The following is a 26,764-nucleotide window of genomic DNA, read 5'->3' as shown; positions in this document are numbered from 1 at the left end:
GCTGAAAGGGACTCATATCAAAGGAAATCCATTTTCTACATTCTACGTTACGGAATAATAGCCCAATACTACGCAGACTGTTTAATCCCTAGATTAACTTTTGACTACTCTTTTTATCCAAACGATAAGCTATGCTCTATCTTGTTGTTGAGTACTACCTACATAATTGATTGAAGTGAAAGGTGGCGACTTCTGCGGGATGAGTGAGACAGATGAGCTATCACAGCGACGCTCTAGCGACGGTGATAGCTCATCGCTCACCCCGCGAAACGCGCCCACCTGTAACGGAAATCACAGCATTCCCAATCTTTTAAGTCCAATTTTATATTCTTTCTTAATCTCTAAAAAATCCAGTCCCCTTAAGAAAGGGACTGGATTTTTTATGGATTAAACACCCATTTTGCGTCTTGTATTACTTACCTTTTTAGTTTGTTGGCTTTTCATTTTCTGATTTCCTGTAGAACCGTTAAGGGAAGTTTTACCACCTGCAGCTTGATTCTTTTTGTCTTCAAGTTTTTGCTTTACAGCTTCTTGAAGGGTCATTTTCTTTTTAGGTGTTTCTTGGTTATTTGTTTCAGTCATCGTATTTCCCTCCTTTATATATACATTAAGTATAAGTCATCAGGAAAAAACTTCAAGCAATTACTGTACGCGTGTAATATGAATATCTTTTGTAATGTCATTTATAACCCAGCTTGCACATATTAAACCTACTGTAGAAGGAACAAATGCATTAGAAGACGGTGGCATTTTTGCTTTTCTAATAGTTGCTTCTGGCTTACCAACGGTTTCTACTACGTCTTCTCTCACAACAATAGGACTCTCATCCGAAAATACAACTGGTATCCCTTTTGTAATGCGGTCTTCTTTGCGTAACTTAGTACGTATCACTTTTGCAATAGGGTCTGTATGAGTTTTAGATATATCGACAATTTTAAAACGAGTAGGATCTGTTTTGTTAGCAGCACCCATACTTGAAATAATTTTGATATTACGTTTTAAACATTCTTTCATTAAATGAATTTTATATATAATTGTATCTGACGCATCAATAACATAATCTATATTCATCGCAAAAAATTGTTCAAACGTTTCTTCCGTATAAAACATATGCATATCGATTACTTCACATTCTGGATTAATGTCAGCAATACGCTCTTTCATCACTTCAGATTTTGATCGACCTATTGTCGATATGTAAGCTACTAATTGGCGGTTAATATTAGTAATGTCTACATTATCTTTATCTACTAAAATAATACGACCAACACCACTTCTGGCGCATGCTTCTGCCGCGAAGGATCCAACTCCCCCTACACCTAAGATGGCTACTGTTGTATCTTTCAGTAATTCCACACCTTGCTTCCCTACCGCAAGTTCATTTCTAGAAAATTGATGTAACATAAAAAACACTCCATATAAATCAGATTAGTAGGATTAAATCCCAAGAAAAAACCTCCAGCAAATGCGCCAGAGGATATTGAAAAAATGATACGAATCCCAATTGTGCCGACAAATAGAGCGTATCGTTTTGAACCCGCAAGATGCAGGTGGGTGTCCTCTTTATTAATCTTGGCGTCCCGATTAAGGGCATGTCATTCATAATAAAAGTTAGACTCCCAACGATAAAATTGTTCGGTCAAAACTGATTGGCAAATTGCGAACACATCAGGATTCGTGTTATTTAGATAATAGCATATGAATTATAAAACTTCAATCATTTTATTGCCATCTTTTCGGACTATTCTGAATAATAGGTAAATAGAATTATCAGTCTATACTTCTCCTAAAATTAAATTTTTCCCCTTCAGTCGTAAGGTTAGTCCATCTCGAATATGATGCTTCATATACCAAAAATGGAGGACATGAATGAATTCCTTAAGTACATATTTCTTATTAGGGATATCCCTGGCAGCACCAATAGGACCTGTTAAAGCTACACTCTTAAACACTGGTATCAAAAACGGCTTTTTTCATGCGTGGTTTTTTGGAATTGGTGCCATCGTAACCGACATAGTTTATATGTTCATGGTTTACTTTGGTGTAGGTCAATTTATTGATTCCCCGTATATGCGAATATTTTTATGGAGCTTTGGTTTTTTTGTACTTATGTACACGGGCATCGAAAATTTGCTGACTATAAATAATATTTCTATGGATCCAAAATTCCGTAAAATTGTTCGTTTACGTCACTCATTACTGGCAGGAATACTAATGGCTTTTTTAAATCCGTTGACTATTTTATTTTGGTTAGGTATTTATGGATCTATTTTAGTTAGTGGCGGTGGGGAAATTTCTGGAATCGAAACGGTTATAATTAGTATTGCTATTTTACTTGGTATCGCGCTAGTCGATTTCTTGATGGCTTTCTTTTCAAGTAGTTCACGAAACCTACTTTCCACTTCGGTATTAAAAGCTGTTTCATTCATTTCTTCTTTGTGTATGATAGGCTTCGGTATCTATTTTGGTTTCCAAGCATTTCATGCACTATTTTAAAAAAATTTTGACGTATATTGTAACACGCAAAGGAAATCATACCTTAAAGATTATTAGTTGAGGTGTGGTGTGCACATGATAAATAATAACAATCAAACCGACAATGTAAGTATATGGTGTGTTATCAGTATGGCCTCTATTCCACTCGTCATGACTCTGGGTAATTCAATGCTTATACCTATTTTGCCTGTTTTAGAAAAGAAAGTAGGTATCAGTTCTTTTCAGTCAAGCATGATTATTACTAGTTATTCCATTGCAGCTATTTTTCTTATACCTGTAGCAGGTTATCTTTCCGATCGTTTTGGAAGAAAAATTGTCATCTTACCTAGCCTTATACTAGCTTTAATCGGGGGTCTTATCGCTGGTTTTGCTTCTTGGAAAATAGACGACCCGTTTTTTTGGATTATTATTGGAAGAATTCTTCAAGGTATAGGTGCGGCTGGTGCAATGCCAATCGTATTGCCACTCGTCGGAGATTTATATAAAGATGATGATGAAAAAACCAGTTCCTGTCTCGGCCTTATTGAAACCTCTAATACTTTCGGCAAAGTTTTAAGCCCAATTCTGGGATCTGTTTTAGCAGCAGTATTATGGTTTTTACCTTTCTTCTCCATTTCGGTCTTTAGTTTAATTTCTATTGTCATGATATTTTTCTTTGTAAAAGTACCAAAGGAAAAAGATGAGCCAGTAAAGTTTAAAGACTTTCTAAGTAATACTAAAAAGACATTCAAGAAGGAAAGTAAATGGCTTTTTACTGTATTTATAAATGGTGCTTTTGTTATGCTTCTATTATTCGCCGTTTTGTTTTTCTTATCCGAAATGCTTGAAAAAACGCATGATATAAAAGGAATAAAAAAAGGTTTTGTAATAGCTATTCCACTTCTGATGCTTTGTATTGCATCATATATAACTGGCAGGAACATTAAGGGTAATGTGTCTACTATGAAAAAAATGACAATGATTTGTTTAGTGGTTATGTCAATAAGTGTAGCATTTATAGGATTTACTAAAGACAAACTAATTCTATTATTGATCGTTACGAGTATAATGGGTATTGCGATCGGCGCTTTGCTACCAGTGTTAGATGCACTCATAACGGAAAATATAAAAAAAGAAGAGCGTGGTACCATCTCTTCCTTCTATAGCTCAGCAAGATTCATCGGAGTTGCAGCTGGTCCACCAATCATGTCACTAGTTATGAAAAATTATCTCAATATTAGTTATATTATTGCTGGCGCAATAGGAATTGTTCTTTTTTTCATAGCGCTGAAAATGATAAAAGTAGATGAAATTGAAGGACAAAATCATAACGCATAAATATAATGGACTGGGAAGCATCAAGCTAACCAGTCCATTTTTTAAATTCAATTTGATTTTAAACTATAAAGAATGAGTAATACCCCCGCAAATAAGCAGACCATTCTAGTTAAGGAAATTTTTTCAGATAAGCCTGTTAAACCAATTCCAGTTGTTACGATTAAAACGATCGGTCCTACTAAAGCTAGTAAGGAGTTAATATAAAATGCTTTTTCTAAATCATTAAATTTAATCATAAGCATTGCTGCAGATAACTCAATGCTCCCAGAAAGTAACCTAAGTATAATAATAAATAATAACGCCTTCTCAATAATCAGTTCTTCTACTCCTCTTTACTAAAAGAATATGTACTATTGAGATTATATGTATACTGCTTAAATATTATATATATCAACTAAAATATATTCACAAGAAAATCCCAAGCCGCATTAATTTTAAACTTTTCCAGATCTATGATCACCCTCTCTTTTCTCGATAACCTAAGGGTGTTTGGCTGTGCATCACTAGCCCACTAAATGCTCTGTTCAAGGAAAAAGTTGATAACTCGTTAATGAATATATAGAACTTGTCCCCTATAAAGTTGAAAGTGTTCACTAGACGAACGAGGCAATTTAGTTACATAATGAAAAGTTGAAAACATTGATGTAAAGATATCTTTACATCATCACGAGAGGAAGTTAGTTGGATTTGAAAGTAAAAAACAGAATTAAAGAGATCCGTCTAGCAAAAGGGATTAGCCAAATTCAAATGGCAGAAGATTTACAAATTACTAGACAAACGATTAACGCGGTAGAGAATCATAAGTATAATCCAAGCTTGGAGCTGGCACTCAAGTTGATAAAATATTTTGATATAACCTTAGATGAAATATTTACTTTAGAGGAGGAATAACATGAAAAGATTGCAAATCATCATAGTCTGTACACTGATTTTTTCAATGAGTATCGGTTTTTACTTGGGTAGTATGATGGTCCCAGATTTACCTGTTGGAACTATGAGTGCAGGGATTATTGGTTCAGTTGTAGGTGTAGGTATTGTTCTTGGAACGATCAAATTTCGTGAAAGCCGGAAGAAACATAACATACCTGATATTGATGAAAGAACATGGATAAATATTAAAAATTTCTATGCAACATCATTGTATATAGTTCTATTTGGAAGCATGTTAATTGTTTGTTTACTAATTGCTCTTGGAACAGAAACAATTGAATTGGGTGCTTTGAGTATATATTTATTAATCCTATTTTTTTTATTAGTCATTGGAACACTAGTTGTTAGAAGACAATAAATGAGAAAAGACCTATACGTGGATATCTCGGAATTAAAGAAGATGCAGTTTGACTTTGCTACAGTAAATAAAATTTGAGTTGTGTTGGTTGTGAGTAGAAGTGATCTAGTAACTTATTTCATTAACGGGTGCCTTACTCCACAAAGGAGTACGCCCTTTTTTCTTATAGAAGTAACGAGCATTTTAGTAATAACAAGAAATGGGTGTTAAACATGAAAACAAAAACTTTGCCATTAAAAGTGGGACTCTTACTCTTGAGTATCTTTCAAGTCTATACAATTTTGACTAGATGGGGCGAGGACATCCCACAAATATTTTTTGCCAGCATGATTTTGGTAGGGTGTATATTATTGCTGATGACAGACAGGTTTTTTAAAAGAGACAATCGAAATAACCATACAAAATAAAAGAATTTTTTTGAATGTATTTAAAGTCAACGTTAACGTTAAGTAAATTACTAAAATACAATTATATGTAAATAGACTTAAAGAATTTAATTTTCCCAATGAAAAAGGTGAATATTAAATCGAAGTAAATCTCATTTCAAGTATTTGGACGGCTCAATATGTTGGAAATATTCTAGTAGACTAATGGGGTTTCAACAATTGAAGTAATTTTAAAAGAGTGCTTAGTTAAAAAAGACAAGGAAAAATGAACTTGGAGATAGATTTTCCAGTTCATTTTTTTATGTGCATCTTTAAACAATCCTAAATTTTAATATAGCCAAGATAAAAAAGGATTCCTCATGACTAGTGTCACGAGAAATCCTTTTGAAATTTACTTATTTTTTAATTTTAAGCTCAAGCTTAACTCATCTAACTGAGCCGTTGCTACTGGGCTAGGTGCTGATGTTAACAAATCACTTGCACTTGCTGTTTTCGGGAATGCAATTGTATCACGTAGATTTGTACTACCAGAAAGAAGCATTACCAATCTATCTAATCCAAATGCAACTCCGCCGTGTGGAGGTGTTCCATATTCGAAAGCATCCATTAGGAAGCCAAATTGAGCTCTAGCTTCTTCTTCTGAAAATCCAAGTATTTCGAACATTTTTTCTTGAACTTCTCTCGAATAAATACGTAGAGATCCTCCGCCCAATTCATAACCATTTAACACTAAGTCATAAGCTTGCGCACGTACCTTACTTGGATCTGTATCCATTAATGCAAGGTCTTCATCAAAAGGTCTTGTGAAAGGATGATGTGCTGCATAGTAACGACCTTCTTTTTCGTCATATTCAAATAATGGCCAGTTCACAACCCATAAGAATTCATAGCGTGACTCATCGATTAAATCAAGTTCTTTTCCGAGTTTTAAACGTAAAGCCCCTAATGCATCTGCCACCACAGATGTTTGGTCTGCGACAAATACTAATAAATCTCCAGTTGTTGCCTCTAATGCTTGGATAAGGCTCGTTGCTGCTTCTCCTTCGAAAAACTTAGCAATAGGACCTTTCAATCCTTCTTCGTCCACTTTTAACCAAGCAAGACCTTTGGCACCGTAAACACCAACAAATTCTCCTAGAGCATCTATATCTTTACGAGAATAATTTGCTGCAGCACCTTTAACATTTATCGCTTTTACTTGTCCTCCTGTTTCCACGGCGGATGAGAACACTTTGAACGAACTATCTTTCACTATTTCCGAAAGATCTACTAGTTCTAGACCAAAACGAACATCGGGTTTGTCTGATCCAAAGCGATTAATCGCCTCATCATAATTCATCCGATTGAACGGGATAGTAACATCAACGTTTTTAACGTCCTTCATAATTTTTTTCATCATACGTTCGTTCATTTCCAATATTTCATCCATTGATAGGAAACTCATTTCCATATCAATTTGTGTGAATTCTGGTTGACGATCCGCACGTAAATCCTCATCACGGAAACAGCGAGCAATTTGATAGTATTTTTCAAATCCACCAACCATTAATAGCTGTTTAAATAGCTGTGGTGATTGAGGAAGCGCGTAAAATTCTCCATCATGGACACGACTTGGCACTAAATAGTCACGTGCTCCTTCAGGGGTAGATTTAGTTAAAATTGGTGTTTCTACTTCTAAAAATCCTTCTTCGTCTAAGAAGCGTCTTACTGTTTTAGTAATATCTGAGCGCATTTTGAATGTATCATACATTACCGGTCTTCTTAAGTCTAAGTAGCGATATTTTAAACGGATATCTTCACCGACGTCCGTTTGGTTCTCTATCGCAAAAGGAGGGTTTTTTGATTCATTAATGATGCGAGCTTCCGTTGCATGTACTTCAATTGCCCCGGAAGAAATATTTTTGTTTACTTGATTGGCTGCTCTAGCAACTACTGCACCTGTAATTTCAACGATAAATTCATTACGCAATTTATCTGCAATTTGAATAGCTGATTCGGAAATCTCAGGATTGAAGACCACTTGTACTAGCCCTGTACGATCACGTAGATCCACAAATATTAATCCACCTAAATCTCTTCGTTTTTGTACCCATCCGATTAGTTGGACTGTTTCACCGATTTGTTGTTCGTTTAGTTGCCCACTTGTATGTGTTCTTTTCATTATTCCTCTGCCTCCAACTGTGTTGAACTAGTTTTGATTTGATCTATTAATGAACTCAAAGGAATTAAGTTTTGAGTACCAGTTGCCAGATCCTTTAACATAACACTTTCTTTTTCTAATTCATCATCACCAATTACAATTACATATTTTGCTCTTAAGCGATCAGCAGACTTCATTTGTGTTTTCATTTTACGGTCTAAATAATCCATCTCAGCTGTGATTTTTTTCTGTCTTAGTTGATAAGTCAATTCGACTGCTTTTTTCTTAGCAGCTTCCCCTAATCCAATCACATATACGTCTAGAGTCGATTGTTCAGACCACTCATTGTTTTCTGCCTCAATAGCTAACAACAGTCTCTCAATACTCATAGCAAATCCGATGCCAGGAGCATTTGGTCCACCTAACTCTTCTACAAGTCCGTTGTATCTTCCGCCACCTGCTAGTGTAGTGATTGCCCCAAATCCTTCGGCCGCGCTCATAATTTCAAATGCCGTGTGGTTATAATAATCCAAACCACGTACCAAGTTAGGATCTATTTCAAATGGGATATTTAAGATTGATAAGTATTCCTTCACTTTATCGAAGTAAGCAGCAGATTCTTCATTTAGAAAATCTGCCAAAGAAGGGGCTGTTTCCATTAACGGATGATTTCGATCTACTTTACAATCCAATATTCGAAGTGGATTTTTTTGTAATCTATTTTGACAATCTGAACAAAACTCTGCTATATGTGGCTCGAAGTGACTAACTAGTGCAGTTTTATGTGACACTCTGCTATCTGTATCTCCAAGTGAATTAATCACTAACTTAAGCTTTTTTAAACCTGCATTTTGATAGACAGACATTGCCAATGAAATAACTTCCGCATCAATTGCAGGATCTGCACTTCCTATTGCTTCTATTCCAAACTGTACAAATTGGCGATATCTTCCTGCCTGTTGTCGTTCATAACGGAACATTGGTCCCATATAGTAAAGTTTCACTGGCTGATCTGCGTAACCAAACATTTTATGTTCTACAAATGCTCTTACCGCAGACGCTGTACCTTCTGGTCGCAATGTAAGCGATCGATTCCCTCTGTCTTGGAATGTATACATTTCTTTTTGAACGATATCCGTTGTATCTCCAACACTTCTAGTAAATAATTCAGTATGTTCAAAAACAGGGGTTCTAATCTCTTTATACTGATACATTCTACATTGTTCTCTAATTAGTTCTTCAACTGCTTGCCACTTGCCTGTTTCTGATGGCAAGATGTCTTGTGTTCCTCTTGGTACTTTAATATCCATGGTAACTGCCCCTTTCAATAACATATAAAAAAGCCCTCATCCCCTGCTAAAAATAGCAAGGGACGAGAGCTTATATAAGCTTCCGCGGTTCCACCCTAGTTGGTCAAAAATATTGACCCTCTCAATTCTGGATAACGACCAGTTCCGTTTCTGCCTACTAAAGAAAAATCTCTTTCGACAAAAATCCTCTCGAATGTTGTTCACTGAATGCGTATGTAGGAAAGATTTCAGCCACGTCTTTCCTTCTCTTGTCATCCGTTTTAGACAGCTACTTTTTCGGTCATCGGTTTGTTTTAGTTTTTGATTATACTTTATCTTAATGACGTACGACAAATAAGTCAACCCTTTTGAAGAAAAGGTAGAATTTTTAGCTAAGACTATTTACAATGGGTATAGAGGTGATCCAATGAACACTAAAATAATACATAGAATAACTGTTATTTTTTTATCTACATTACTACTTCTACCATACGTACAAGCTGATGCACAGGAGAATGAAGTGACTGTTAATGTCGCATCTTTAAAAGTACGAACAGGTCCGGGTCTTACATATGACACTATTGGTACTGTTACAAAAAACGACAAGTTAGACATAATAGGTAAAGAAAATGATTGGCTTCAAATTAATTTTGGAGGCACTACTGGATGGGTTGCTAGTTGGTACACAACGAAAGAATCGCTTAAATTAAGTAATAAGCAGATTGTGTCTAAAGTAAATCAATTGAATGTCCGTACCGAACCTACTACTTCTTCTGCAGTTATTGGTCAATTAAAAGAAGGTGATACTTCAAATGCATATCAATCTCAAGAGGATTGGGTAGAAATAGACTATCAGGGTCAAAAAGGCTGGGTCAATCAATCCTATATTACTGTTACGGAGCAAACGATAAAAGAAGATACGCCCTTGCCTTCTGGCAAAAACATATTTGAGGTTTCAGTCAATACCTTAAACGTTCGTTCAAAAGCAGATTTAACATCAAAAACAATTGGCCAGGTTAATAAAGGAGACCAATTTGCAGTTATTAACTCTGATCATAACTGGGTGCAAGTAGAACTGAAAAATGGCGATAAAGGTTGGTTGTATAGTTTTTATGGGACTTTCTCTAGTTCAGCAACAACTGGAACCGAGAAAGAAAATGGCACTATTACTATTCTCTATAACGGGACAAACCTTCGTTCTGATAGTACTACTAGTAGTGAGGTAGTCACCAGGGCCGATGCTGGTACGACATTTCCAGTAGCTGAAAAAACCAATGATTGGTATAAAGTTATGGTAGGTGATCAAACTGCGTATGTTGCAAGCTGGGTAGTTTCAGCGTCATCCACCACATCTAATCTGAAGAAGGATCCCGAAAACAAAGTCAAAACGGATAAAAAGAAAGCTGATCGTAAAAAAGGTACATTAAAAGGTCTGACTATTGTAGTCGATGCTGGCCATGGCGGGAATGATCGCGGGACAACCGGGGCACTTGGAACGGATGAAAAAGATATTACGTTGATGACTTCAGAGTTATTATCATCCAAATTACAAGCAGCTGGCGCTAATGTAATTTTAACAAGGGAATCAGACGAATATGTAGATCTTCGAAAACGAGTTTCAATTGGTCATCAAGTAGATGCAGATGCATTTATTAGCTTACACTATGATGCTATCGATAATAGTTCGATTAGGGGCTTCACGACCTATTATATGCATAGTTATCAAAAAGAATTGGCTACGTATGTCCATGATGGACTTGGTAATATGATTTCCTTAAAGGATAGAGGGACCCAGCCGGGTGACTATTTAGTATTACGTGAAAACAAGCAAAAAGCTATATTAATAGAATTAGGTTATTTGAGTAACGCTTCTGAAGAACGGAATGTCACTACACAAAACTATAGAGAACAAGCGACACACGGCATTTATAATGGCATCATTAATTACTTTAATGCTCAGTTGGATTAACTCTTAGGTCATAAACTGTTTCTATCGTTTTAGATGAGCTTTGGACAGACGTTTTGCTATATGATTACCGAGTGATTTTAAAGTGCTATTGGTTGTGACGTTCGTTTGCCACAACCAATAGCACTTTTGTTCTGTAATCAGTTGAGCTATCACAACGACGAGTTAGTGACGGCGATAGCTCATCGCTCACCCCAGGAAAGCGTCAACCTTTAACAGTAATCACAATGTTATTCATTATATACTTTCTAATTCTTAAAAAAAGTTGTACAAATTACTCCTAGTTAGAGTAATTTATACAACTTTTTTGTTTTTTAAGCTTCTAACATAATCGTTACTGGACCATCATTCGTAAACGTGACGTCCATCATTGCGCCAAATACGCCCGTTTCTACTTTTAGCCCTTTTGCTAGTAGTTTGTTATTGAAAAGTTCCCATAATGGTTTTGCCATTTCAGGTCGAGCTGCATCGGTAAAGCTTGGTCTTCTGCCTTTTCTTGTGTCCGCATATAAAGTGAACTGGGAAACTGACAAAATACTTCCTTGTACTTGTTCTATAGAGTGATTCATTTTACCTTCGGCATCCTCAAATAAACGGAGACCTACCACTTTCTCCACTAAATAATTTATTTCTTTTTCAGTGTCTGTTGTAGTAATACCAACTAACAATAAATAACCGTTTTCTATCTTTCCAGTAACTTGTCCATCTACAGTCACACTTGCATTTTTGCAACGCTGCAACAATACCTTCATGAAAATAAACTCCCTTTAATTGATAATTCTTTGCACCGAATATATATCAGGCAATTGTTTTATACGATCGGCTACCCTATTTAAGTGGGCCGTATTGGAAATTAGGATGGTTAAATGAATAATTGCAATATCATTTTCTGATTTACCGTTCACTGCTGCAATATTCGTTTTAGATTCATTTACCACTTGTAATACCTCATTCAACAAGCCTGAGCGGTCGTATGCCGACACTTCTATGTCCACTTGATACTCTTTTTTCATTGGAGAGTCAGATTTTACCCATTCTACTTCAATGATACGGGAAACTGTGTCATCGTTGTGTACATTTGGACAATCCGCACGATGGACCGAAACCCCACGACCTTTCGTGATAAATCCGACGATATCATCACCTGGAACTGGGCTACAGCATCTGGATAAGCGAATGAGCATATTCTCAATTCCCTTAACAATCACACCTGATTCTGTTGTTTTGTTAACCGTTGGTGTTTGCATTTCAGTTGTTATTTTCTCTAAAGCTTCTTCTTGATCACGAATTTTCCGCATTTTTTCTGCTAGACGATTCACCACTTGCTGTGCAGTAATACCATTAAAGCCAACAGCTGCATATAAATCTTCTTCGCCAGCAAATGCGTATTTATCACATACACGCTTTATGTTTTCAGCTGTTAGTACTTCTTTTAGATCAAATTCTTGTGATTTAATCTCTTTCTCTACTTGTTCTTTTCCTTTAATAACATTCTCATCACGCAATTGTTTCTTAAAGAACTGCTTGATCTTATTTTTCGCTTGCGATGATTGAGCAATTTTAATCCAGTCTCTACTTGGACCAAAGGACTGTTTGGAAGTTAGAACTTCGATGATATCGCCTGTTTTTAGTTTCGTGTCTAGTGGCACCATTTTACCATTCACTTTTGCACCAATAGTTTTGTTTCCAACTTCTGAATGCACTCGATAAGCAAAATCTATTGGAACCGAACTAGCCGGAAGCTCTACTACGTCCCCTTTTGGTGTGAAAACATAGACCATATCAGAGAATAGGTCAAACTTTAAAGATTCCATAAATTCTTCTGCATTCGAAGATTCATGTTGATATTCTAAAATTTCTCTAAACCATGTTAATTGTGAATCAATTGTCTTTTTATCAGCTTCTACTTTTTTACCTTCTTTATAAGCCCAGTGAGCAGCCACACCGAATTCTGCAATATTATGCATTTCTTCTGTGCGGATTTGAACTTCTAAAGGCTCTCCGTTCGGGCCAATGACAGTCGTATGTAATGATTGATATAAATTTTGTTTAGGCATAGCAATATAGTCTTTAAAACGACCAGGCATTGGTTTCCACAGCGTATGAATAACTCCTAGAACAGCATAACAATCTTTAATACTATCTACAATAATACGCATAGCAAGTAAATCATATATTTCATTGAATTGTTTGTTTTGAACGACCATTTTCCGATAAATACTATAAATATGCTTTGGACGACCAGAAATATCAGCTTCCACTTCCATTTCAGCTAACTGTTTACTAATATCTTCCATGACATTACTTAAATAAGATTCCCGCTCCGTACGTTTTTTCTTCATAAAATTAACAATACGATAATATTGTTGAGGATTTAAATACCGTAAAGAAGTATCTTCTAGCTCCCATTTCACAGCGGAAATTCCCAATCTGTGCGCTAAAGGTGCAAAAATTTCTAAAGTTTCGTTGGAGATTCTACGTTGTTTTTCTTCTGGGAGATGTTTCAAAGTACGCATATTATGTAAACGATCCGCAAGCTTAATAAGAATAATACGAATGTCCTGTGCCATCGCTATGAACATTTTTCGATGATTTTCAGCTTGTTGTTCTTCTTTGGACATGTACTTAATCTTACCTAATTTAGTAACGCCCTCTACTAACAAAGCGACTTCTTCGTTAAATTGCTCCACAATATCATCACGTGTATATTCTGTATCTTCTACGACATCATGTAAAAAACCAGCAGCAACGGTTTCTGGATCCATTTGAAGATCAGCAAGAATACCAGCTACTTGAATAGGATGCAGAATATATGGTTCACCCGAATTTCGGAATTGTTCTCTATGAGCATGCTCTGCTAATTCGTAAGCTTTCTTTACAAAGTTCACATGCTCTTCATTCATATAAGTAAAGAGTGTTTCAAACACATCTTCTGCTGTCTTCACTTGATCTTTTGCCATGCCAATTCACCTGATTTCGTTTTATATTTCTAAAATAGTTTATAAGCTATATTGTATAAAAAAAAAGAGGGACTTGTAAAGTCCACCCTAAATAAGCTTGCCTGATGCAAACATATATATTCACAAAATGATCAATATTGCATCAATGTGCAAATATCATAATTCTCTAATTTGTTGCGACCTTCTAAGTATGTAAGTTCTATTAAAAATGCACAACCTACAACTAAACCGCCTAATTCTTCTACTAATCGAATTGTAGCATCTATTGTACCGCCTGTCGCTAATAAATCATCAACGATTAACACACGTTGTCCTGGTTTTACAGCGTCCTTATGCATAGTTAGAACATCTTTTCCATACTCTAAGCCATATTCTGCACGGATTACTTCACGAGGAAGCTTCCCCTCTTTACGAACAGGTGCAAACCCAACGCCAAGTGCATAAGCAACTGGACAGCCAGTGATAAATCCACGTGCTTCAGGTCCTACGATAACTTCAGCATTCACTTTTTTTGCATATTCAACAATTTGATCCGTTGCGTATTTATATGCCTCTCCATTATCCATAATTGAAGTAATATCTTTAAAACTAATACCTGGCTTCGGCCAATCTTCAACTGTTGTTACATACTGCTTCAAATCCATACTTGCTCCTCCTCAGGAACGGTTTGTACTGCTATTCGCTCTTCAAACCATTGTTTCAGCTCCACATATGGCGCATATAATAATTTTTGTTCTAGATCCATCTGTTTCTCACGCTGTTTGTATGAAGGCGCCTCAGATAAATCCTTTTTCACTGGACTTTCATTGAGCACCATCATCCCATTGTCTATTCTAACAAAACTAAGTTCAAAAAACACCCTCGACATAAAATTAAATGTATTTTGACTCCATCCTGTATGTTTAGACAATTCATGAATATGCTGTTTCAATGCAAATGTTTTTCTTTTTGTAAGGAAAGAAAAATACCATTTAAATTGATCTCTCGTCGGTAAGCCTTCAAAGTACGAAGACTCGTTCGTAAAGAAGTGTGCATATATTCTTTTCCACGAATGAGATTGGATTAGTTTGACCAGTGATTCTTCCTCTTCCGGTAAATCTAAGAGCACTACATATTTCGCTTGTACCGGCTGCTCCAGTATTTCACTCATCAGATATAATCTATGATCAATGATTGTACTAAAGTGCTTAATCGTATCCTCATTAAAAGCAACATATACGGTATCCTCTAAAGGAATAAGGGGTTGCCATCGAGTCACCTGGCGAATACCTCTAATATCAAAAAGCTGCCACTCATCTGTTTTTATATCCTGTATCATCAATTGCGCTTTTTTACGTCCATTCCATTCATTGATCTGTAAATCCCCAATAAAAGAAAGTTTAGTCGTTGGAGCTATTTCGTCCGCTAATTGCCCTTTTCCAAATCCAATTGCATCTAAAAGGATAGCACCTTGTTTTAATTCCATTTTCAAATGATTTTGTGCTGAGCCTATTTTCCGCACAGTTGAAACTTCTACATTTTCTATGCAGTAGACTGGTTTTGCAAAACCCATTCCGAATGGAGCTAGTTTTTTTAGAGACTCAATGGATTCTGTCGATATTTCATCCATTTCTAATGGAACATCAATGGAAATAGTTGGTATTAATTCATCTTCCGATAAACTTACTTTCGCTTGTTCGTTTAATCTTAAACGAAACTCTTCCACATTTTCTAAAGGTAATGTCATACCGGCTGCCATAGGATGTCCACCAAAATGAGAGACAATATCTTGGTTTTTAGCAAGCTCTTTATACATATGGAATCCTTCAATACTGCGTGCTGACCCTTTAGCAATCTTTTTATCTTCATCAAATCCTAGCACTATAGCAGGTCTATAATACTTCTCCACTAATTTGGAAGCAACAATACCTAAGACACCAGGATTCCATCCTATTTTCCCTACTACTATGACACTTGCTCCATCCAGAGGGGGAAATAGTTCAAGTTGCTCCATTGCTTCATCTGTAATTTGCTTGACGATTGTTTGACGTTCTTTATTTTTTTCATTGAGCATATTAGCCATCGCTAGTGCATGATTAGGATTTTCAGTTAAAAACATATCTACACCAGGCGCTGCTTCACCTAGTCGTCCTACTGCATTAATACGTGGCCCAAACATAAATCCTACTGTTTCTTCATCGATTGAACGAAGATCTACTCCACTTACATTTGCCAAAGCTTCAATGGCTACAGAGTCTGTATGTTGCATCTGTTTTAAGCCTTGTTGAACTAAATAACGATTTTCTCCTGTCAATGAAACAAGGTCCGCTATTGTGCCAATGGCTACTAGATAATAGAATTCCTTAGGAATTTCCCCTAGTAAAGCATGAGCTACTTTAAAGGCTACACCTACTCCTGCTAAATGTGGGAAAGGATAGGTTGTCTCCTTTAAACTCGGATGTATTATAATATCTGCTATTGGCAAAATCTCACCAGGTTCATGGTGGTCAGTAACAATAACATCCATCCCTAATCCTTTTGCAAACTCAATAGGTTGTATACCTGAAATACCATTATCAACAGTAATGATTAGTTTTACACCTTCATCATATGCTTCTTGGAACAAACGCTCACTTGGTCCATAGCCATCTATAAATCTATTTGGAATCTTATAGATGACATCAGCACCTAGTGACTCTAGCGCTTTAACCATGATCGTTGTGCTAGTAATACCGTCCGCATCATAATCACCATAGACCATTATACGTTCTTCTGATTCCACTGATTGATGAACACGTGCTACTAACGCTTCCATGCCTGGAAACAAAAATGGATTGTGTAATTGGTTTTCCGATACTTGTAAAAATGATTTTGCATCTTCTATATTTTCAAACCCTCTAGAGGCTAATACTTTTGCACAAACACTCGGTATAGAAAGCTCTTTTTCTAACATTTCTACTACTTCTATATTAGGCCTTGAAACTTGCCATATTTTCTGAGATTCGATCATATTATTCACTTCCTTATAATCTATTATACCTCATCTGAGGTATATACGTTGTGAAAAAGGTGTTTGCAAGGATCTAAAGAAAAACCTTCTGACAGATGTCAAAAGGTTTTAGAGTTATATAGTTGAATTTTCATCTTTCACTGTCACTGGCTCTTCAAAAAACTCAACTGGCTTTTCTTTGTAAGCTACTACCTCATTTTGTAAAACACCGATGGTAGCATCTTTCTTTTCAATATCCTTCTCCAAGTGCTTCACTTGCCGCGATAATATGAACGACCGATAAATGGCAACGGACCCACTTAGTAACGCTCCTAATAATGCTGAGCCTAAAATCACAAGGATAAGTGGCCATTGTGCTGTTCCAAAAACATAGTTGACTGGAACAGTGTCGACATTGTATATAGCAAATAAGGCAATAATAATAGCGAATATTAAACCGAATAATAATGACCATTGAAATTTCATATTGACCCTCCTTTTTTTACTCATTTATAAAAAAATGGAACAGAGTATAGTAAAGTTATACCCTGCTCCATATTATACTAAAACATTAAACGATAGGCTCATCAGAACCCCATTTTTTCTCTTCTTTTTTCACTTCTATGCCGCCACTTTTACGCATTTCTTTCACTTTCAAATCAAACCAGATTTGCACAGCAATGTAGATAGAAGAATATGTTCCAGCTAGTAAGCCGATTAATAGAGCGATGGAGAAATTGCGAATCCCTTCCGCACCGAATATCAATAGAGCTACAACTACTAAAATTACAGTAAGCACTGTATTTACAGAACGTCCAAGAGTTTGTCGTAGTGATTTATTGACAATCGTTGCAAGTTCATCTTCTGATGTAATCTTTTCATGACGGTGTAGGTTTTCTCGAATACGGTCAAATGTAACAATCGTATCGTTTATTGAATAACCAACAATTGTTAATACCGCTGCGATAAATGTAATATCTACCTCTAAACGAAGGATACTAAATATAGCAACCATTAAGAATGCATCATGTAATAAAGATACAATCGAGGCTACACCCATTCTCCACTCAAAACGGAAAGCAACATAAATGATAATTCCAAGAGCAGCAAACATTAATGCTTTTAACGCATTTTTGACAAGCTCTTGACCAACAGTAGGTGAAACCGTACTCACTGATGGTTCCTTACCAAACTGCTCATTCATCTCTATTTTTAGTGTTTTAATTTCTTCTTGTGTAAAGTCATCTTTGTATCTTACTACTGCACTATCCCCATTTTCCCCAGAGATGACAATATCATCTGATGGTAAACCAATGCTTTCAATTTTCTCTTCTACTAGCTCTTGAGTTAAAGGCTGCGTTGACTCAATTTGAACACGAGTACCAGAAGAAAAATCTATACCAAGATTTAACTTGAAAACACTCAAAATGATAATACCAGCAATAGTCAATGTTATAGAAGCAATATAGAAGATTTTACGACTATGAACAAAATCAAAACGGTCAAATTTTGTTGTTAAGTCAAGTGTATCCACTTCTTCTTCTGGAGCATGCATTCTTTTCTTCGGAATACCAAACCAACCTGGTTTATTATCGAAGTAACCACTATGAACTAGTAAACCTAGTAACACTCGAGAAGCCCAAACCGCTGTGATAAAGATAACTAAAATACTAATTATTAACAGTGTCGCAAATCCTTTTACAGAACTTGTACCAAAGATGAATAATACCGACGCTGCTAATAATGTAGTAATATTAGCATCGAAAATCGCGGTAAAGGATTCTTTTGCACCCGCATCAAATGCTTTCTTCACTGATTTACCAACACGTAATTCTTCTCTTACCCGCTCATAGGTTAGGATATTGGCATCTACCGCCATACCTACCCCTAGTACAATTGCCGCGATTCCTGGAAGTGTTAACACACCATTAATCCAGTCAAAAATAACAAGGATTAAGAAAATGTATACTACTAAAGATATAACCGCAATAACACCAGGTAAACGATAATACCCAATCATGAAGATGAAAATTGCCGCAATACCAATAATACTCGCTAAAATGGTACTTTTTAATGCTTCTTCCCCGAATTGTGCACCTACTGAAGTAGAGTAGATTTCTTCAAGTTCAACCGGAAGAGCACCAGCATTTAAAATTCCTGATAAATGTTTTGTTTCATCAACTGTAAAAGCACCTGAAATTTCTACACTATCTGAGCTGATACGTTGGGATACTCGTGGAGCTGAAGTGAACTTTTGTTCTTTTTCAGGCTTCAATGCTTCCGCTTTGTACGAGTCCACACCTTCTTCAAAGTCTAACCAAATAACTAATACATTATCAGGTGCTGGCTTAGCAGCAATTTCTGAAGTAATTTCTGCAAATTTATTTGCATCTTTTAATTCTAGCGTAACAATAGGTTGTCCTTGCTGATCGAAAGCTGCCTTTGCTCCGCTTTCTTTCAAGTCCATCCCGTCTAGCATTATATTATCATCTGAATCTCGGAACGTTAAATTCGCTTGTGTAGAAAGTAAATCTCTGGCTGAGTTTTGATCTTCCACCCCAGCAAGCTGGACACGAATTCTGTTGCCATCTTCAATTTGAATACTAGGTTCACTTACACCTAATACATCAATACGACTTGTAAGTGCTGAAGCTGTATCTGCTACAACATCTTCCGTTATTTCTTGCCCGTCTTTTAATTCGTTTACTTGATAAAGAACTTCAAAACCACCCTGAAGATCTAAACCGAGTTTAATATTGTTCAAAACCCCTGTAACTGTTGGACTGATTGTACCTGCAAAAATAACAAGTAGTAATAAAAACGCAACTATGCGCCCTCTAGTTTTCATATGTAAATTTCCTCCTCAAAAAAAGCAACAACTTTATTATGAAACACGTTGCGCTTACTGTCAAATACCCGTCCATTTACTTTTCTTCAAAATCTGAATTTAATAACATTCGTAATTCATCTTGATTAATCTCAGCAAACCAATTAGAAGTCCGCTGATTATCAATTTGTTCAAATGTCATAAACTCTGCCGGAGAAATAGTTAGAATATCATTGATGATCTGATATAAAGGCAATAAAGATATATCCTTCTTCCTCCACTTCTTCGTCACACAATATTTCCAAATATCTTTTTCCGAAACTGTTTCGTATTGATACACGAAAAACTCATTTCTTTTACTTTCTATAGCTGGTAGTACGTGCGCAAATATTTCTTCATAATTATTTTCCATAATATCGCACCTCTTTTATAGAATAATGTACTAAGCAATAAGCATATTGTTATTGTATACGAAGTTCCTGTATTTGAGAAGGAAGTGTTTAATTGTCTACATTTTTAAAAGGTTCAATTTTGCTGATGATTTCCATTTTTTTGTCCAAGTTTTTAGGTTTTATTTACCGTATGCAGTTTGTTCGCTTAACTGGTGAAGAAACAGTTGGTATTTATATGACTGCATATCCAGCTTTTATTTTTTTCCTTTCTTTGGTACAACTTGGTATTCCGATTGCTATGGCTAAAATTATTGCAGAGCTCCGCGCAAGAAATGCCACAAAAGATTATTTCGCCGTTATGCGAACATCTGTTATTGTCACAGTAATTTCCATCTTAATATTCACACCACTATTTATTTTTGTCACTCCTTATATTTCGGGTAACTTATTAAAAAATGATGCAATTACTATGACATTATTCGTATCCATCGCAATAGTTCCGATTGCTGCCGCTGGCGGAATATTAAAAGGGTTTTTCCAAGGGATTGCTCGATTAGAAGAAACAGCTGTGGCCCAATTAATGGAGCAAATCGTTCGAATTGTTTTAATCAGTTTTGCGCTTCCCTTCTTTTTAACTGCTGCTTCACCACAAGAAGCTTCTGCTTATGCAATGCTCTTAGCTCTTATCGCAGAACTTATCGCACTGCTCTATTTGAAATGGAAGTATGACAGATGGAAATCTAAACAAAATACTACGAAATCTTCTAAAACGTATCCATTGTCTCCACTCTTTGCAATTGCCTTACCGTCTTCTGGTAGTCGACTATTCGGATCTTTCACATGGTTTTTAGAACCAATTATTTTTATCAAAGCTTTAGCTATTACTGGAGTTACAGCAGTGGCCGCCACTACTCTTTACGGTGTCATTTCAGGTGTTTTAGTCCCTTTGCTATTGTTTCCTTCTTTCATCCCGTACGCACTTTCTATTGTTCTAATACCAGCTGTTAGTGATGCATTTGCTCGGGGTAATTTTAAACTATTAAAAGAAAGAATTCATCTGTCCTTAAAGTTTTCTACTTTAACTGGCTGTTATGCAGCTACACTATTTTATCTACATGGTGGTGAACTGGTAGAGGCATTATTTCATGTTGAAAATGCTACTGTTTATATGAAAATTCTATCTCCAATTTTTTTCTTTTATTATATTCAAAGTCCTTTGTTTTCAATTTTGCAGGCATTAGACAATTCAAAGGCCGCATTTCTCAATTCTCTTTATGGTGGTGTAGGGAAACTACTACTACTATTTTTTCTTGCTTCTCAAGTTGCTATTCAAGAAAAAGGTGCGATTGTTGCGATTGGATTTGGAGTATTAATTACTTCCTTTTTACATATCGCTTCTTTAAAAGAAAAAAAAGAAGCACAAATTGGCTTCTCATTTTTTGTCATTCCTTACGCTGTGTTTTTGTTGACGATCATTTCCAGACCGTTAATATATTCTATTGGAAGTCGACCTTTACTTATCGATTGCCTAATTACTATGCTATATTTAACAATCGCTTTAGTACTGTTTAGACAGATAAAACGTAAAGAATTAAGTGTTATTTTCAAGATTGCCAAAAGTTCTAAAAATAGATTTTGATAAATCGCTATTTAAATGAAGTTTTAAGCTGAATATAGAGCTCTTCGTTTTCATAACTACAGTAAAATATTTTTTTATAACTCATAATTTGCAGTTGTTCAAGTTGTTGGATTAACCATTTTTCATTTTTCCCAATATGCTCTAAATGTCTCTGTTGTATTTCGCCATCGATGATGAGCGGAAATACATATTGTTCCCCTTCTTTTTTAAAGACGGATAAGTTCCCTGATGACTCCAGAAATGCATAGGAGACAGTCTGAATAGATCCAATTTGTTGTTCTCGTAATTGTTGAAGGAGATCATCCAAATTATAGCGTTGTTTTCTCATTTCTTTTTCAACAATTATTCCCTCTCGTATAAGAATGGAAGGTTCACCTTCCATGACATCACGAAATTTCTTACTTTTTAATGAAAAGTAGGAAACGCCCATCTGGATGAAAAATAGCATAAGTACCGGGACAATTGCATTAATAAAACTACTGTGAGGATCATCCAATGAAAAGCCTGCAACCTCAGCTATTAAAAGAAAAACAACTAAGTCAAAAATACTTAACTCACCAACTTCTCGTTTTCCCATCAAACGAAAAATCAGTAAAATAAACCAATACAAAATAAATGTCCGAATTATAATTATGAGTATGTCCTGCACATAATCACCTCATTATTACCTTGCCCAAAGAAAAAGAACTTACTCATAAAAATGAGTAAGTTCTTTTTTTATGTATTTTAGTAAAGATAAGCAATTAAGTATCTAAGCCTAGAATACTGCGAATTTATGTGGTGTATTCAGGCATTGCAGCATTTGTTTAGTGCTTCAGGATTTTGAGTAAACAAGGTACTCTTTTACTCAAAATCCTTCCAGTGCCTATCATAGACCGATTCACTATTTATTATACTTTCGACTCTGAAACTACTCGTCCTACTGCTACGCGCTCAAATTGTAAACGCGTTCCATCTGCAACTGTAACGAAGATCGTTTGATCATCTACTGCATCAACTTTTGCGTGTAACCCACCAACTGTAATGATATCGTCTCCACGTTTAAGATTGTTTTGCATTTGTGAAGTTGTTTTTTGGCGCTTTTGTGCTGGACGAATGATGAAGAACCACATTACTGCGAACATAGCAATAATTGGTAACAAACCTACTAATGTATCCATGTATTTATTTCCCCCCTTTTAACTCTATCTTCTAGTATACAAGAATCAGAAGTTTTTTGCATTTGGTTTGTTATACCCATATTCTTCAAAAAATTCTTCTTTAAAATCTAGAAGACGGTCCTCTCGTATTGCCTGTCTTACATTCTCCATTAATTTCATTAGGAAATGCAGGTTATGATACGATGCTAGACGCAATCCGAATGTTTCATCCGCTTTAAATAAATGGCGAATATAAGCACGCGAATAATTTTTACATGTGTAGCAATCGCATTTTTCATCGATCGGTCCAAAATCGCGAGCGAACTTAGCACCTTTAATAACTAAACGACCTTGATGAGTAAAGAATGTACCATTTCTTGCAATACGAGTTGGTAACACACAGTCAAACATATCCACACCATGAATGGACCCATCGATTAATGAATCGGGAGAACCAACTCCCATCAAATAACGAGGTTTATTTTCAGGCATCATTGGCGTAGTAAATTCAAGGACACGATTCATCACATCTTTTGGTTCTCCAACCGATAATCCACCAATGGCATACCCAGGGAAATCAAGAGAAACTAAATCTTTTGCAGATTGACGGCGTAATTCTTCAAATTCTCCACCTTGAATAATTCCAAATAGCCCTTGCTTGTCTGTATTCGTATGCGCAGTTAAACAACGCTCTGCCCAACGTGATGTACGCTCCACAGATGCTTTCATGTATTCAAACGATGCAGGAAAAGGTGGACATTCATCAAAGGCCATCATAATATCAGAACCTAAATCATTTTGAATTTCCATGGACTTTTCAGGACTCAAGAACAATTTGTCGCCGTTCAGGTGATTGCGGAAATGAACGCCTTCCTCTTCAATTTTACGCATATCACTTAAACTAAATACCTGGAATCCACCGGAATCTGTAAGAATTGCACGGTCCCAGTTCATAAATTTATGAAGTCCGCCTGCCTCACGAATAATTTCGTTTCCTGGACGCAACCATAGGTGATAGGTGTTACTTAGAATAATTCCAGCATTCATCTCTTTAATCTCTTCTGGAGCCATTGTTTTTACTGTTGCTTGTGTACCCACTGGCATAAATGCAGGAGTCTCAAATGATCCGTGAGGTGTGTGTACGACGCCTAATCGAGCACCTGTTTGTTTGTCTTTTTTTATAAGTTCATACGTAACTGCTGTCATTTAATAATTCCTTCCTTTTATAAACATTGCATCTCCAAAACTGAAAAAGCGATACTTTAAGTCAACGGCTTCTTTATAGGCACTTAACATAAACTCTCTAGAAGTAAGTGCACTAACAAGCATGACTAAAGTAGATTTAGGTAAGTGGAAATTCGTAATCATTCCATCTATACATTTAAAGTCATAACCAGGATAAATGAAAATCGACGTCCAGCCACTATCAGCTTGAAGTTGTCCTTCAAATTTAGTTGCTACTGTTTCCAATGTTCTCGTCGAGGTAGTTCCGACTGCTACAATCTTTCCACCTGCGGCTTTCACTTGGTTAATAGTATCTGCTGTTTCCCCAGTAATTCGATAAAACTCCGAATGCATTTCATGATCATCGATTGAATCTACGCTAACTGGTCGGAAAGTTCCGAGACCAACATGTAATGTCACAAAGGCTATTTTAACACCTTTTGAGCGAATGTCATCCAATAATGCATCGGTAAAATGTAAGCCCGCAGTTGGAGCTGCAGCAGAACCTTGCTCTTTTGCATAGACCGTTTGATATCGATCCTTGTTTTCCAACTTTTCATGAATATACGGGGGAAGCGGCATTTCTCCTAATTGATCTAATACCTCAAAAAACACACCTGTATATTCAAAACGGAAAATTCGGCCACCATGATCTTTTATATCTGTACAAATCGCTTTTAACAATCCGTCACCGAAAGTGATTTCTGTTCCGACTTTTACCCGTTTAGCAGGTTTCACAAGTGTTTCCCAGTGATCGCCTTCTATTTGTGTTAATAATAGAACTTCTATATTGGCACCTGTTTCTTTTTTCATCCCCATCAGACGAGCAGGCATTACCTTCGTGTCATTCAACACGAGGCAATCGCCTTCCTGTAATTCGTCTAATATGTCTTTAAAATGTGTATGTGTATATGACTGTTTTACGAAGTCTGCTATCAATAGCTTGCTACTTGTTCTGTCCAAAAGTGGTGTTTGGGCAATTAATTCTTCTGGCAATTCAAAATCAAAATCTTCTACTCTCATAATTAGGACATCCTTTTTTAGTCTTTTCTTTCTACTGGAAATGGAATTCCAAAATGTTCATAAGCAAGGGCTGTAACAATCCTTCCTCTTGGAGATCGTTGGATAAATCCAATTTGCAGTAGATATGGTTCATAGACATCTTCAATTGTCGTTGACTCTTCCCCAATACTTGCTGCAATAGTATCTAATCCAACAGGACCACCTCTAAAACGTTCGATCATGGACATAATTAGTTTATGGTCAATATGATCTAATCCACGAGGATCGACTTGTAGAAGCTCTAGAGCTTCTCTAGCAATTTCAAGTGAAATATAGCCATTCCCACGAACCTGCGCATAATCCCGTACTCTTTTTAACAATCGGTTCGCTATTCGCGGAGTTCCTCGAGATCTTCTAGCTATTTCTCCAGCAGACTCATGGTCAATGGAAGCATTAAATAAATCTGCACTGCGAACCACAATAGAGGTCAATGCATCTTCCTCATAATAATCCAGTCGCAATAATACTCCAAAACGATCACGTAATGGGGCTGATAATGCACCGGCTCTAGTAGTGGCGCCTATTAATGTAAATGGGGGCAAGTCTAGACGCACACTTCTTGCAGCTGGTCCTTTTCCTACTACGATATCCAAGCAAAAGTCTTCCATTGCCGGATAAAGGACTTCCTCAATCGAACGATTCAACCGATGAATTTCATCTATAAATAATACATCTCCAGGTTCAAGTGAACTAACAATTGCCGCTAAGTCTCCCGGACGCTCGATAGCTGGTCCACTTGTCATTCGAATTTGTACATCCATTTCATTTGCAATTACAGCAGCAAGTGTTGTTTTACCAAGTCCAGGAGGTCCGTATAATAGACAGTGATCTAAACTTTCACTTCTCATTTTGGCTGCTTCTATAAATATCTCTAAATTATGCTTAATCTTATCTTGCCCAATATATTGTTTAAGAAACTGAGGACGAAGTGATTGCTCGAAAGGTTCATCAAAATTTGAAATTTCGCTGGAAATTACACGTTCATCCATAGCAAGAACCTCCTTTCTTTTGTTTATTTACCTGAAAATAATAGCTGTAAGGCTTTTTTCATAAATTGATCGGTTGTTTGAAGTTCCGCTTCCGCTTTAAGGAGTGGGCGAATTTTAGCTAACTCTCTTTCGGAATATCCTAATGCTGTTAATGCTAGCATCGCTTCTTCTAGTTCGTGAGCAGCTTCTCCATTATCGAATAAGTTTGGCCCTTCATCCTCGTATTCTAGTTGTTCAAAATCTATTAAATCGTTTAGTTTTCCTTTTAAATCTAATATCATTTGACGAGCAGTTTTCTTTCCTACACCAGGAAATTTCACTAAGAAGGTTTCATCTTCTCGCTCGATTGCTTGAATAACATGAGTTGGCTCCCCACTAGCTAATATAGCCAAGGCACCCTTTGGTCCAATGCCCGAAACTAAAATAAGCTTACGAAATAATTCCCTCTGCGCTAGGCTAGGAAATCCCATTAGCTGTTGTGCATCTTCCCGAACATGAAAATGCGTATATACTTGGACCATTTCCTCACTTTTTCTGAAGGCAAACGGATTGGGAGTAAAGAGTTGGTAACCTATTCCCTGCTGTTCCACTACTACGTATTCTGGAGTAACTCGAGTTACTTGTCCTTTTATGTAATCATACATCCTTAAATCCCTCACAATTCATACTGTCCATTATAGCA

General features: G+C 36.3%; 24 protein-coding genes, 1 other RNA gene and 1 other annotated feature. Of the genes, 6 read left to right on the top strand and 19 right to left on the bottom strand.

The window, feature by feature from the left end:
• Window positions 1-387 precede the first annotated feature (387 nt).
• The 3 genes from BM260_RS09185 to ssrS all read right to left on the bottom strand — a co-directional run bounded on the left by BM260_RS09185 (window position 388) and on the right by ssrS (window position 1,678).
• Window positions 388-582 (bottom strand): hypothetical protein, encoded by a 195-nt coding sequence (locus tag BM260_RS09185; RefSeq protein WP_093537044.1) that lies wholly within the window; start codon window positions 580-582, stop codon window positions 388-390.
• A 60-nt stretch (window positions 583-642) separates the two neighbouring features.
• Window positions 643-1,404 (bottom strand): tRNA threonylcarbamoyladenosine dehydratase, encoded by a 762-nt coding sequence (locus BM260_RS09180; RefSeq protein WP_093537043.1) that lies wholly within the window; start codon window positions 1,402-1,404, stop codon window positions 643-645.
• Window positions 1,405-1,493: 89 nt separating this feature from the next.
• Window positions 1,494-1,678: non-coding RNA, 6S RNA (gene ssrS, locus BM260_RS09175), on the bottom strand.
• Window positions 1,679-1,869: 191 nt separating this feature from the next.
• Here ssrS and BM260_RS09170 point away from each other — a divergent pair.
• Together BM260_RS09170 and BM260_RS09165 are read left to right on the top strand one after the other, a co-directional pair.
• Window positions 1,870-2,496 carry a LysE family transporter gene (locus BM260_RS09170; RefSeq protein WP_093537042.1) on the top strand — a complete coding sequence of 209 codons (627 nt, stop codon included), beginning with the start codon at window positions 1,870-1,872 and terminating at the stop codon, window positions 2,494-2,496.
• 75 nt (window positions 2,497-2,571) lie between these two features.
• The gene (locus BM260_RS09165) at window positions 2,572-3,813 is read left to right on the top strand and encodes an MFS transporter (RefSeq protein ID WP_093537041.1); all 1,242 of its coding nucleotides are present in this window, start codon (window positions 2,572-2,574) and stop codon (window positions 3,811-3,813) included.
• Between the two features lie 47 nt (window positions 3,814-3,860).
• On the opposite strand, the gene BM260_RS09160 is transcribed toward BM260_RS09165, so the two are convergent.
• On the bottom strand, window positions 3,861-4,127 hold the full coding sequence (locus tag BM260_RS09160) for a YqhV family protein (RefSeq protein WP_093537040.1): 267 nt from the start codon (window positions 4,125-4,127) through the stop codon (window positions 3,861-3,863).
• Window positions 4,128-4,500: 373 nt separating this feature from the next.
• Here BM260_RS09160 and BM260_RS09155 point away from each other — a divergent pair, with 373 nt between their 5' ends.
• Window positions 4,501-4,704: a helix-turn-helix transcriptional regulator gene (locus BM260_RS09155; protein WP_093537085.1), complete on the top strand. Its 204-nt coding sequence runs from the start codon at window positions 4,501-4,503 to the stop codon at window positions 4,702-4,704.
• 1 nt (window position 4,705) lies between these two features.
• A complete protein-coding gene (locus tag BM260_RS09150; protein ID WP_093537039.1) occupies window positions 4,706-5,101 on the top strand; it encodes a hypothetical protein in 396 nt (131 codons plus the stop codon).
• Window positions 5,102-5,878: 777 nt separating this feature from the next.
• Here the strand turns inward: BM260_RS09150 and aspS are convergent.
• Complete coding sequence (gene aspS, locus BM260_RS09145) at window positions 5,879-7,651, bottom strand: aspartate--tRNA ligase (protein ID WP_175496249.1); 1,773 nt, start codon at window positions 7,649-7,651, stop codon at window positions 5,879-5,881.
• Complete coding sequence (gene hisS, locus BM260_RS09140; protein WP_093537084.1) at window positions 7,648-8,937, bottom strand: histidine--tRNA ligase; 1,290 nt, start codon at window positions 8,935-8,937, stop codon at window positions 7,648-7,650. Before hisS ends, aspS begins: the two co-directional genes overlap by 4 nt.
• Window positions 8,938-8,992: 55 nt before the next feature.
• Window positions 8,993-9,230, bottom strand: a binding site (T-box leader).
• A 113-nt stretch (window positions 9,231-9,343) separates the two neighbouring features.
• On the opposite strand from hisS, the gene BM260_RS09135 reads away from it, so the two are divergent.
• Window positions 9,344-10,885 carry an SH3 domain-containing protein gene (locus BM260_RS09135; RefSeq protein ID WP_093537037.1) on the top strand — a complete coding sequence of 514 codons (1,542 nt, stop codon included), beginning with the start codon at window positions 9,344-9,346 and terminating at the stop codon, window positions 10,883-10,885.
• Between the two features lie 311 nt (window positions 10,886-11,196).
• Here BM260_RS09135 and dtd read toward each other — a convergent pair whose 3' ends face one another.
• The 7 genes from dtd to BM260_RS09100 all read right to left on the bottom strand — a co-directional run bounded on the left by dtd (window position 11,197) and on the right by BM260_RS09100 (window position 20,049).
• Window positions 11,197-11,634 carry a D-aminoacyl-tRNA deacylase gene (gene dtd, locus BM260_RS09130; protein ID WP_093537036.1) on the bottom strand — a complete coding sequence of 146 codons (438 nt, stop codon included), beginning with the start codon at window positions 11,632-11,634 and terminating at the stop codon, window positions 11,197-11,199.
• Between the two features lie 15 nt (window positions 11,635-11,649).
• Entirely contained in the window at window positions 11,650-13,842 is a 2,193-nt protein-coding gene (locus tag BM260_RS09125; RefSeq protein ID WP_093537035.1) for a RelA/SpoT family protein, read from the bottom strand.
• 131 nt (window positions 13,843-13,973) lie between these two features.
• Window positions 13,974-14,486, bottom strand: a complete 513-nt coding sequence (locus BM260_RS09120; protein WP_093537034.1) for an adenine phosphoribosyltransferase — start codon at window positions 14,484-14,486, stop codon at window positions 13,974-13,976.
• Window positions 14,477-16,831, bottom strand: coding sequence for a single-stranded-DNA-specific exonuclease RecJ (gene recJ / locus BM260_RS09115; RefSeq protein WP_093537033.1), 2,355 nt, complete (start codon window positions 16,829-16,831; stop codon window positions 14,477-14,479). The genes BM260_RS09120 and recJ overlap by 10 nt, the downstream gene beginning before the upstream one ends.
• A 114-nt stretch (window positions 16,832-16,945) precedes the next feature.
• Window positions 16,946-17,296 carry a LapA family protein gene (locus BM260_RS09110; protein WP_093537032.1) on the bottom strand — a complete coding sequence of 117 codons (351 nt, stop codon included), beginning with the start codon at window positions 17,294-17,296 and terminating at the stop codon, window positions 16,946-16,948.
• An 85-nt stretch (window positions 17,297-17,381) separates the two neighbouring features.
• Window positions 17,382-19,658, bottom strand: a complete 2,277-nt coding sequence (gene secDF, locus BM260_RS09105) for a protein translocase subunit SecDF (RefSeq protein ID WP_093537031.1) — start codon at window positions 19,656-19,658, stop codon at window positions 17,382-17,384.
• Between the two features lie 76 nt (window positions 19,659-19,734).
• A complete protein-coding gene (locus BM260_RS09100) occupies window positions 19,735-20,049 on the bottom strand; it encodes a post-transcriptional regulator (RefSeq protein WP_093537030.1) in 315 nt (104 codons plus the stop codon).
• A gap of 92 nt (window positions 20,050-20,141) precedes the next feature.
• Here BM260_RS09100 and BM260_RS09095 point away from each other — a divergent pair, with 92 nt between their 5' ends.
• Entirely contained in the window at window positions 20,142-21,668 is a 1,527-nt protein-coding gene (locus tag BM260_RS09095) for a putative polysaccharide biosynthesis protein (protein ID WP_093537029.1), read from the top strand.
• A gap of 7 nt (window positions 21,669-21,675) precedes the next feature.
• Here the strand turns inward: BM260_RS09095 and BM260_RS09090 are convergent, their stop codons facing one another.
• From BM260_RS09090 to ruvA, 6 genes are all read right to left on the bottom strand, one after another.
• Entirely contained in the window at window positions 21,676-22,317 is a 642-nt protein-coding gene (locus tag BM260_RS09090; protein ID WP_093537028.1) for a DUF421 domain-containing protein, read from the bottom strand.
• A gap of 241 nt (window positions 22,318-22,558) precedes the next feature.
• Window positions 22,559-22,828 (bottom strand): preprotein translocase subunit YajC, encoded by a 270-nt coding sequence (gene yajC, locus BM260_RS09085; RefSeq protein ID WP_093537027.1) that lies wholly within the window; start codon window positions 22,826-22,828, stop codon window positions 22,559-22,561.
• 45 nt (window positions 22,829-22,873) lie between these two features.
• Complete coding sequence (tgt, locus tag BM260_RS09080) at window positions 22,874-24,013, bottom strand: tRNA guanosine(34) transglycosylase Tgt (RefSeq protein WP_093537026.1); 1,140 nt, start codon at window positions 24,011-24,013, stop codon at window positions 22,874-22,876.
• Entirely contained in the window at window positions 24,014-25,054 is a 1,041-nt protein-coding gene (queA, locus tag BM260_RS09075) for a tRNA preQ1(34) S-adenosylmethionine ribosyltransferase-isomerase QueA (protein WP_093537025.1), read from the bottom strand.
• A gap of 17 nt (window positions 25,055-25,071) precedes the next feature.
• Window positions 25,072-26,082 (bottom strand): Holliday junction branch migration DNA helicase RuvB, encoded by a 1,011-nt coding sequence (gene ruvB / locus BM260_RS09070; protein WP_093537024.1) that lies wholly within the window; start codon window positions 26,080-26,082, stop codon window positions 25,072-25,074.
• A 23-nt stretch (window positions 26,083-26,105) separates the two neighbouring features.
• Window positions 26,106-26,726 carry a Holliday junction branch migration protein RuvA gene (ruvA, locus tag BM260_RS09065; protein WP_093537023.1) on the bottom strand — a complete coding sequence of 207 codons (621 nt, stop codon included), beginning with the start codon at window positions 26,724-26,726 and terminating at the stop codon, window positions 26,106-26,108.
• Between the last annotated feature and the right edge of the window lie 38 nt (window positions 26,727-26,764).

This window comes from Psychrobacillus psychrotolerans (genome assembly GCF_900115805.1).
Classification (GTDB): domain Bacteria; phylum Bacillota; class Bacilli; order Bacillales_A; family Planococcaceae; genus Psychrobacillus; species Psychrobacillus psychrotolerans.
The sequence above is the reverse complement of the archived record's forward strand: the minus strand, read 5'-3'. Positions and strand labels throughout refer to the sequence as shown.

Coding starts and splice junctions, on each gene's coding strand:
- yajC (WP_093537027.1), bottom strand. CDS start 22,828: ATGGATACATTAGTAGGTTTGTTACCAATTATTGCTATGTTCGCAGTA.
- ruvA (WP_093537023.1), bottom strand. CDS start 26,726: ATGTATGATTACATAAAAGGACAAGTAACTCGAGTTACTCCAGAATAC.
- tgt (WP_093537026.1), bottom strand. CDS start 24,013: ATGACAGCAGTTACGTATGAACTTATAAAAAAAGACAAACAAACAGGT.
- BM260_RS09135 (WP_093537037.1), top strand. CDS start 9,344: ATGAACACTAAAATAATACATAGAATAACTGTTATTTTTTTATCTACA.
- BM260_RS09110 (WP_093537032.1), bottom strand. CDS start 17,296: ATGAAATTTCAATGGTCATTATTATTCGGTTTAATATTCGCTATTATT.
- queA (WP_093537025.1), bottom strand. CDS start 25,054: ATGAGAGTAGAAGATTTTGATTTTGAATTGCCAGAAGAATTAATTGCC.
- recJ (WP_093537033.1), bottom strand. CDS start 16,831: ATGATCGAATCTCAGAAAATATGGCAAGTTTCAAGGCCTAATATAGAA.
- BM260_RS09170 (WP_093537042.1), top strand. CDS start 1,870: ATGAATTCCTTAAGTACATATTTCTTATTAGGGATATCCCTGGCAGCA.
- BM260_RS09165 (WP_093537041.1), top strand. CDS start 2,572: ATGATAAATAATAACAATCAAACCGACAATGTAAGTATATGGTGTGTT.
- secDF (WP_093537031.1), bottom strand. CDS start 19,658: ATGAAAACTAGAGGGCGCATAGTTGCGTTTTTATTACTACTTGTTATT.
- ruvB (WP_093537024.1), bottom strand. CDS start 26,082: ATGGATGAACGTGTAATTTCCAGCGAAATTTCAAATTTTGATGAACCT.
- hisS (WP_093537084.1), bottom strand. CDS start 8,937: ATGGATATTAAAGTACCAAGAGGAACACAAGACATCTTGCCATCAGAA.
- BM260_RS09185 (WP_093537044.1), bottom strand. CDS start 582: ATGACTGAAACAAATAACCAAGAAACACCTAAAAAGAAAATGACCCTT.
- BM260_RS09120 (WP_093537034.1), bottom strand. CDS start 14,486: ATGGATTTGAAGCAGTATGTAACAACAGTTGAAGATTGGCCGAAGCCA.
- dtd (WP_093537036.1), bottom strand. CDS start 11,634: ATGAAGGTATTGTTGCAGCGTTGCAAAAATGCAAGTGTGACTGTAGAT.
- BM260_RS09150 (WP_093537039.1), top strand. CDS start 4,706: ATGAAAAGATTGCAAATCATCATAGTCTGTACACTGATTTTTTCAATG.
- BM260_RS09125 (WP_093537035.1), bottom strand. CDS start 13,842: ATGGCAAAAGATCAAGTGAAGACAGCAGAAGATGTGTTTGAAACACTC.
- BM260_RS09100 (WP_093537030.1), bottom strand. CDS start 20,049: ATGGAAAATAATTATGAAGAAATATTTGCGCACGTACTACCAGCTATA.
- BM260_RS09180 (WP_093537043.1), bottom strand. CDS start 1,404: ATGTTACATCAATTTTCTAGAAATGAACTTGCGGTAGGGAAGCAAGGT.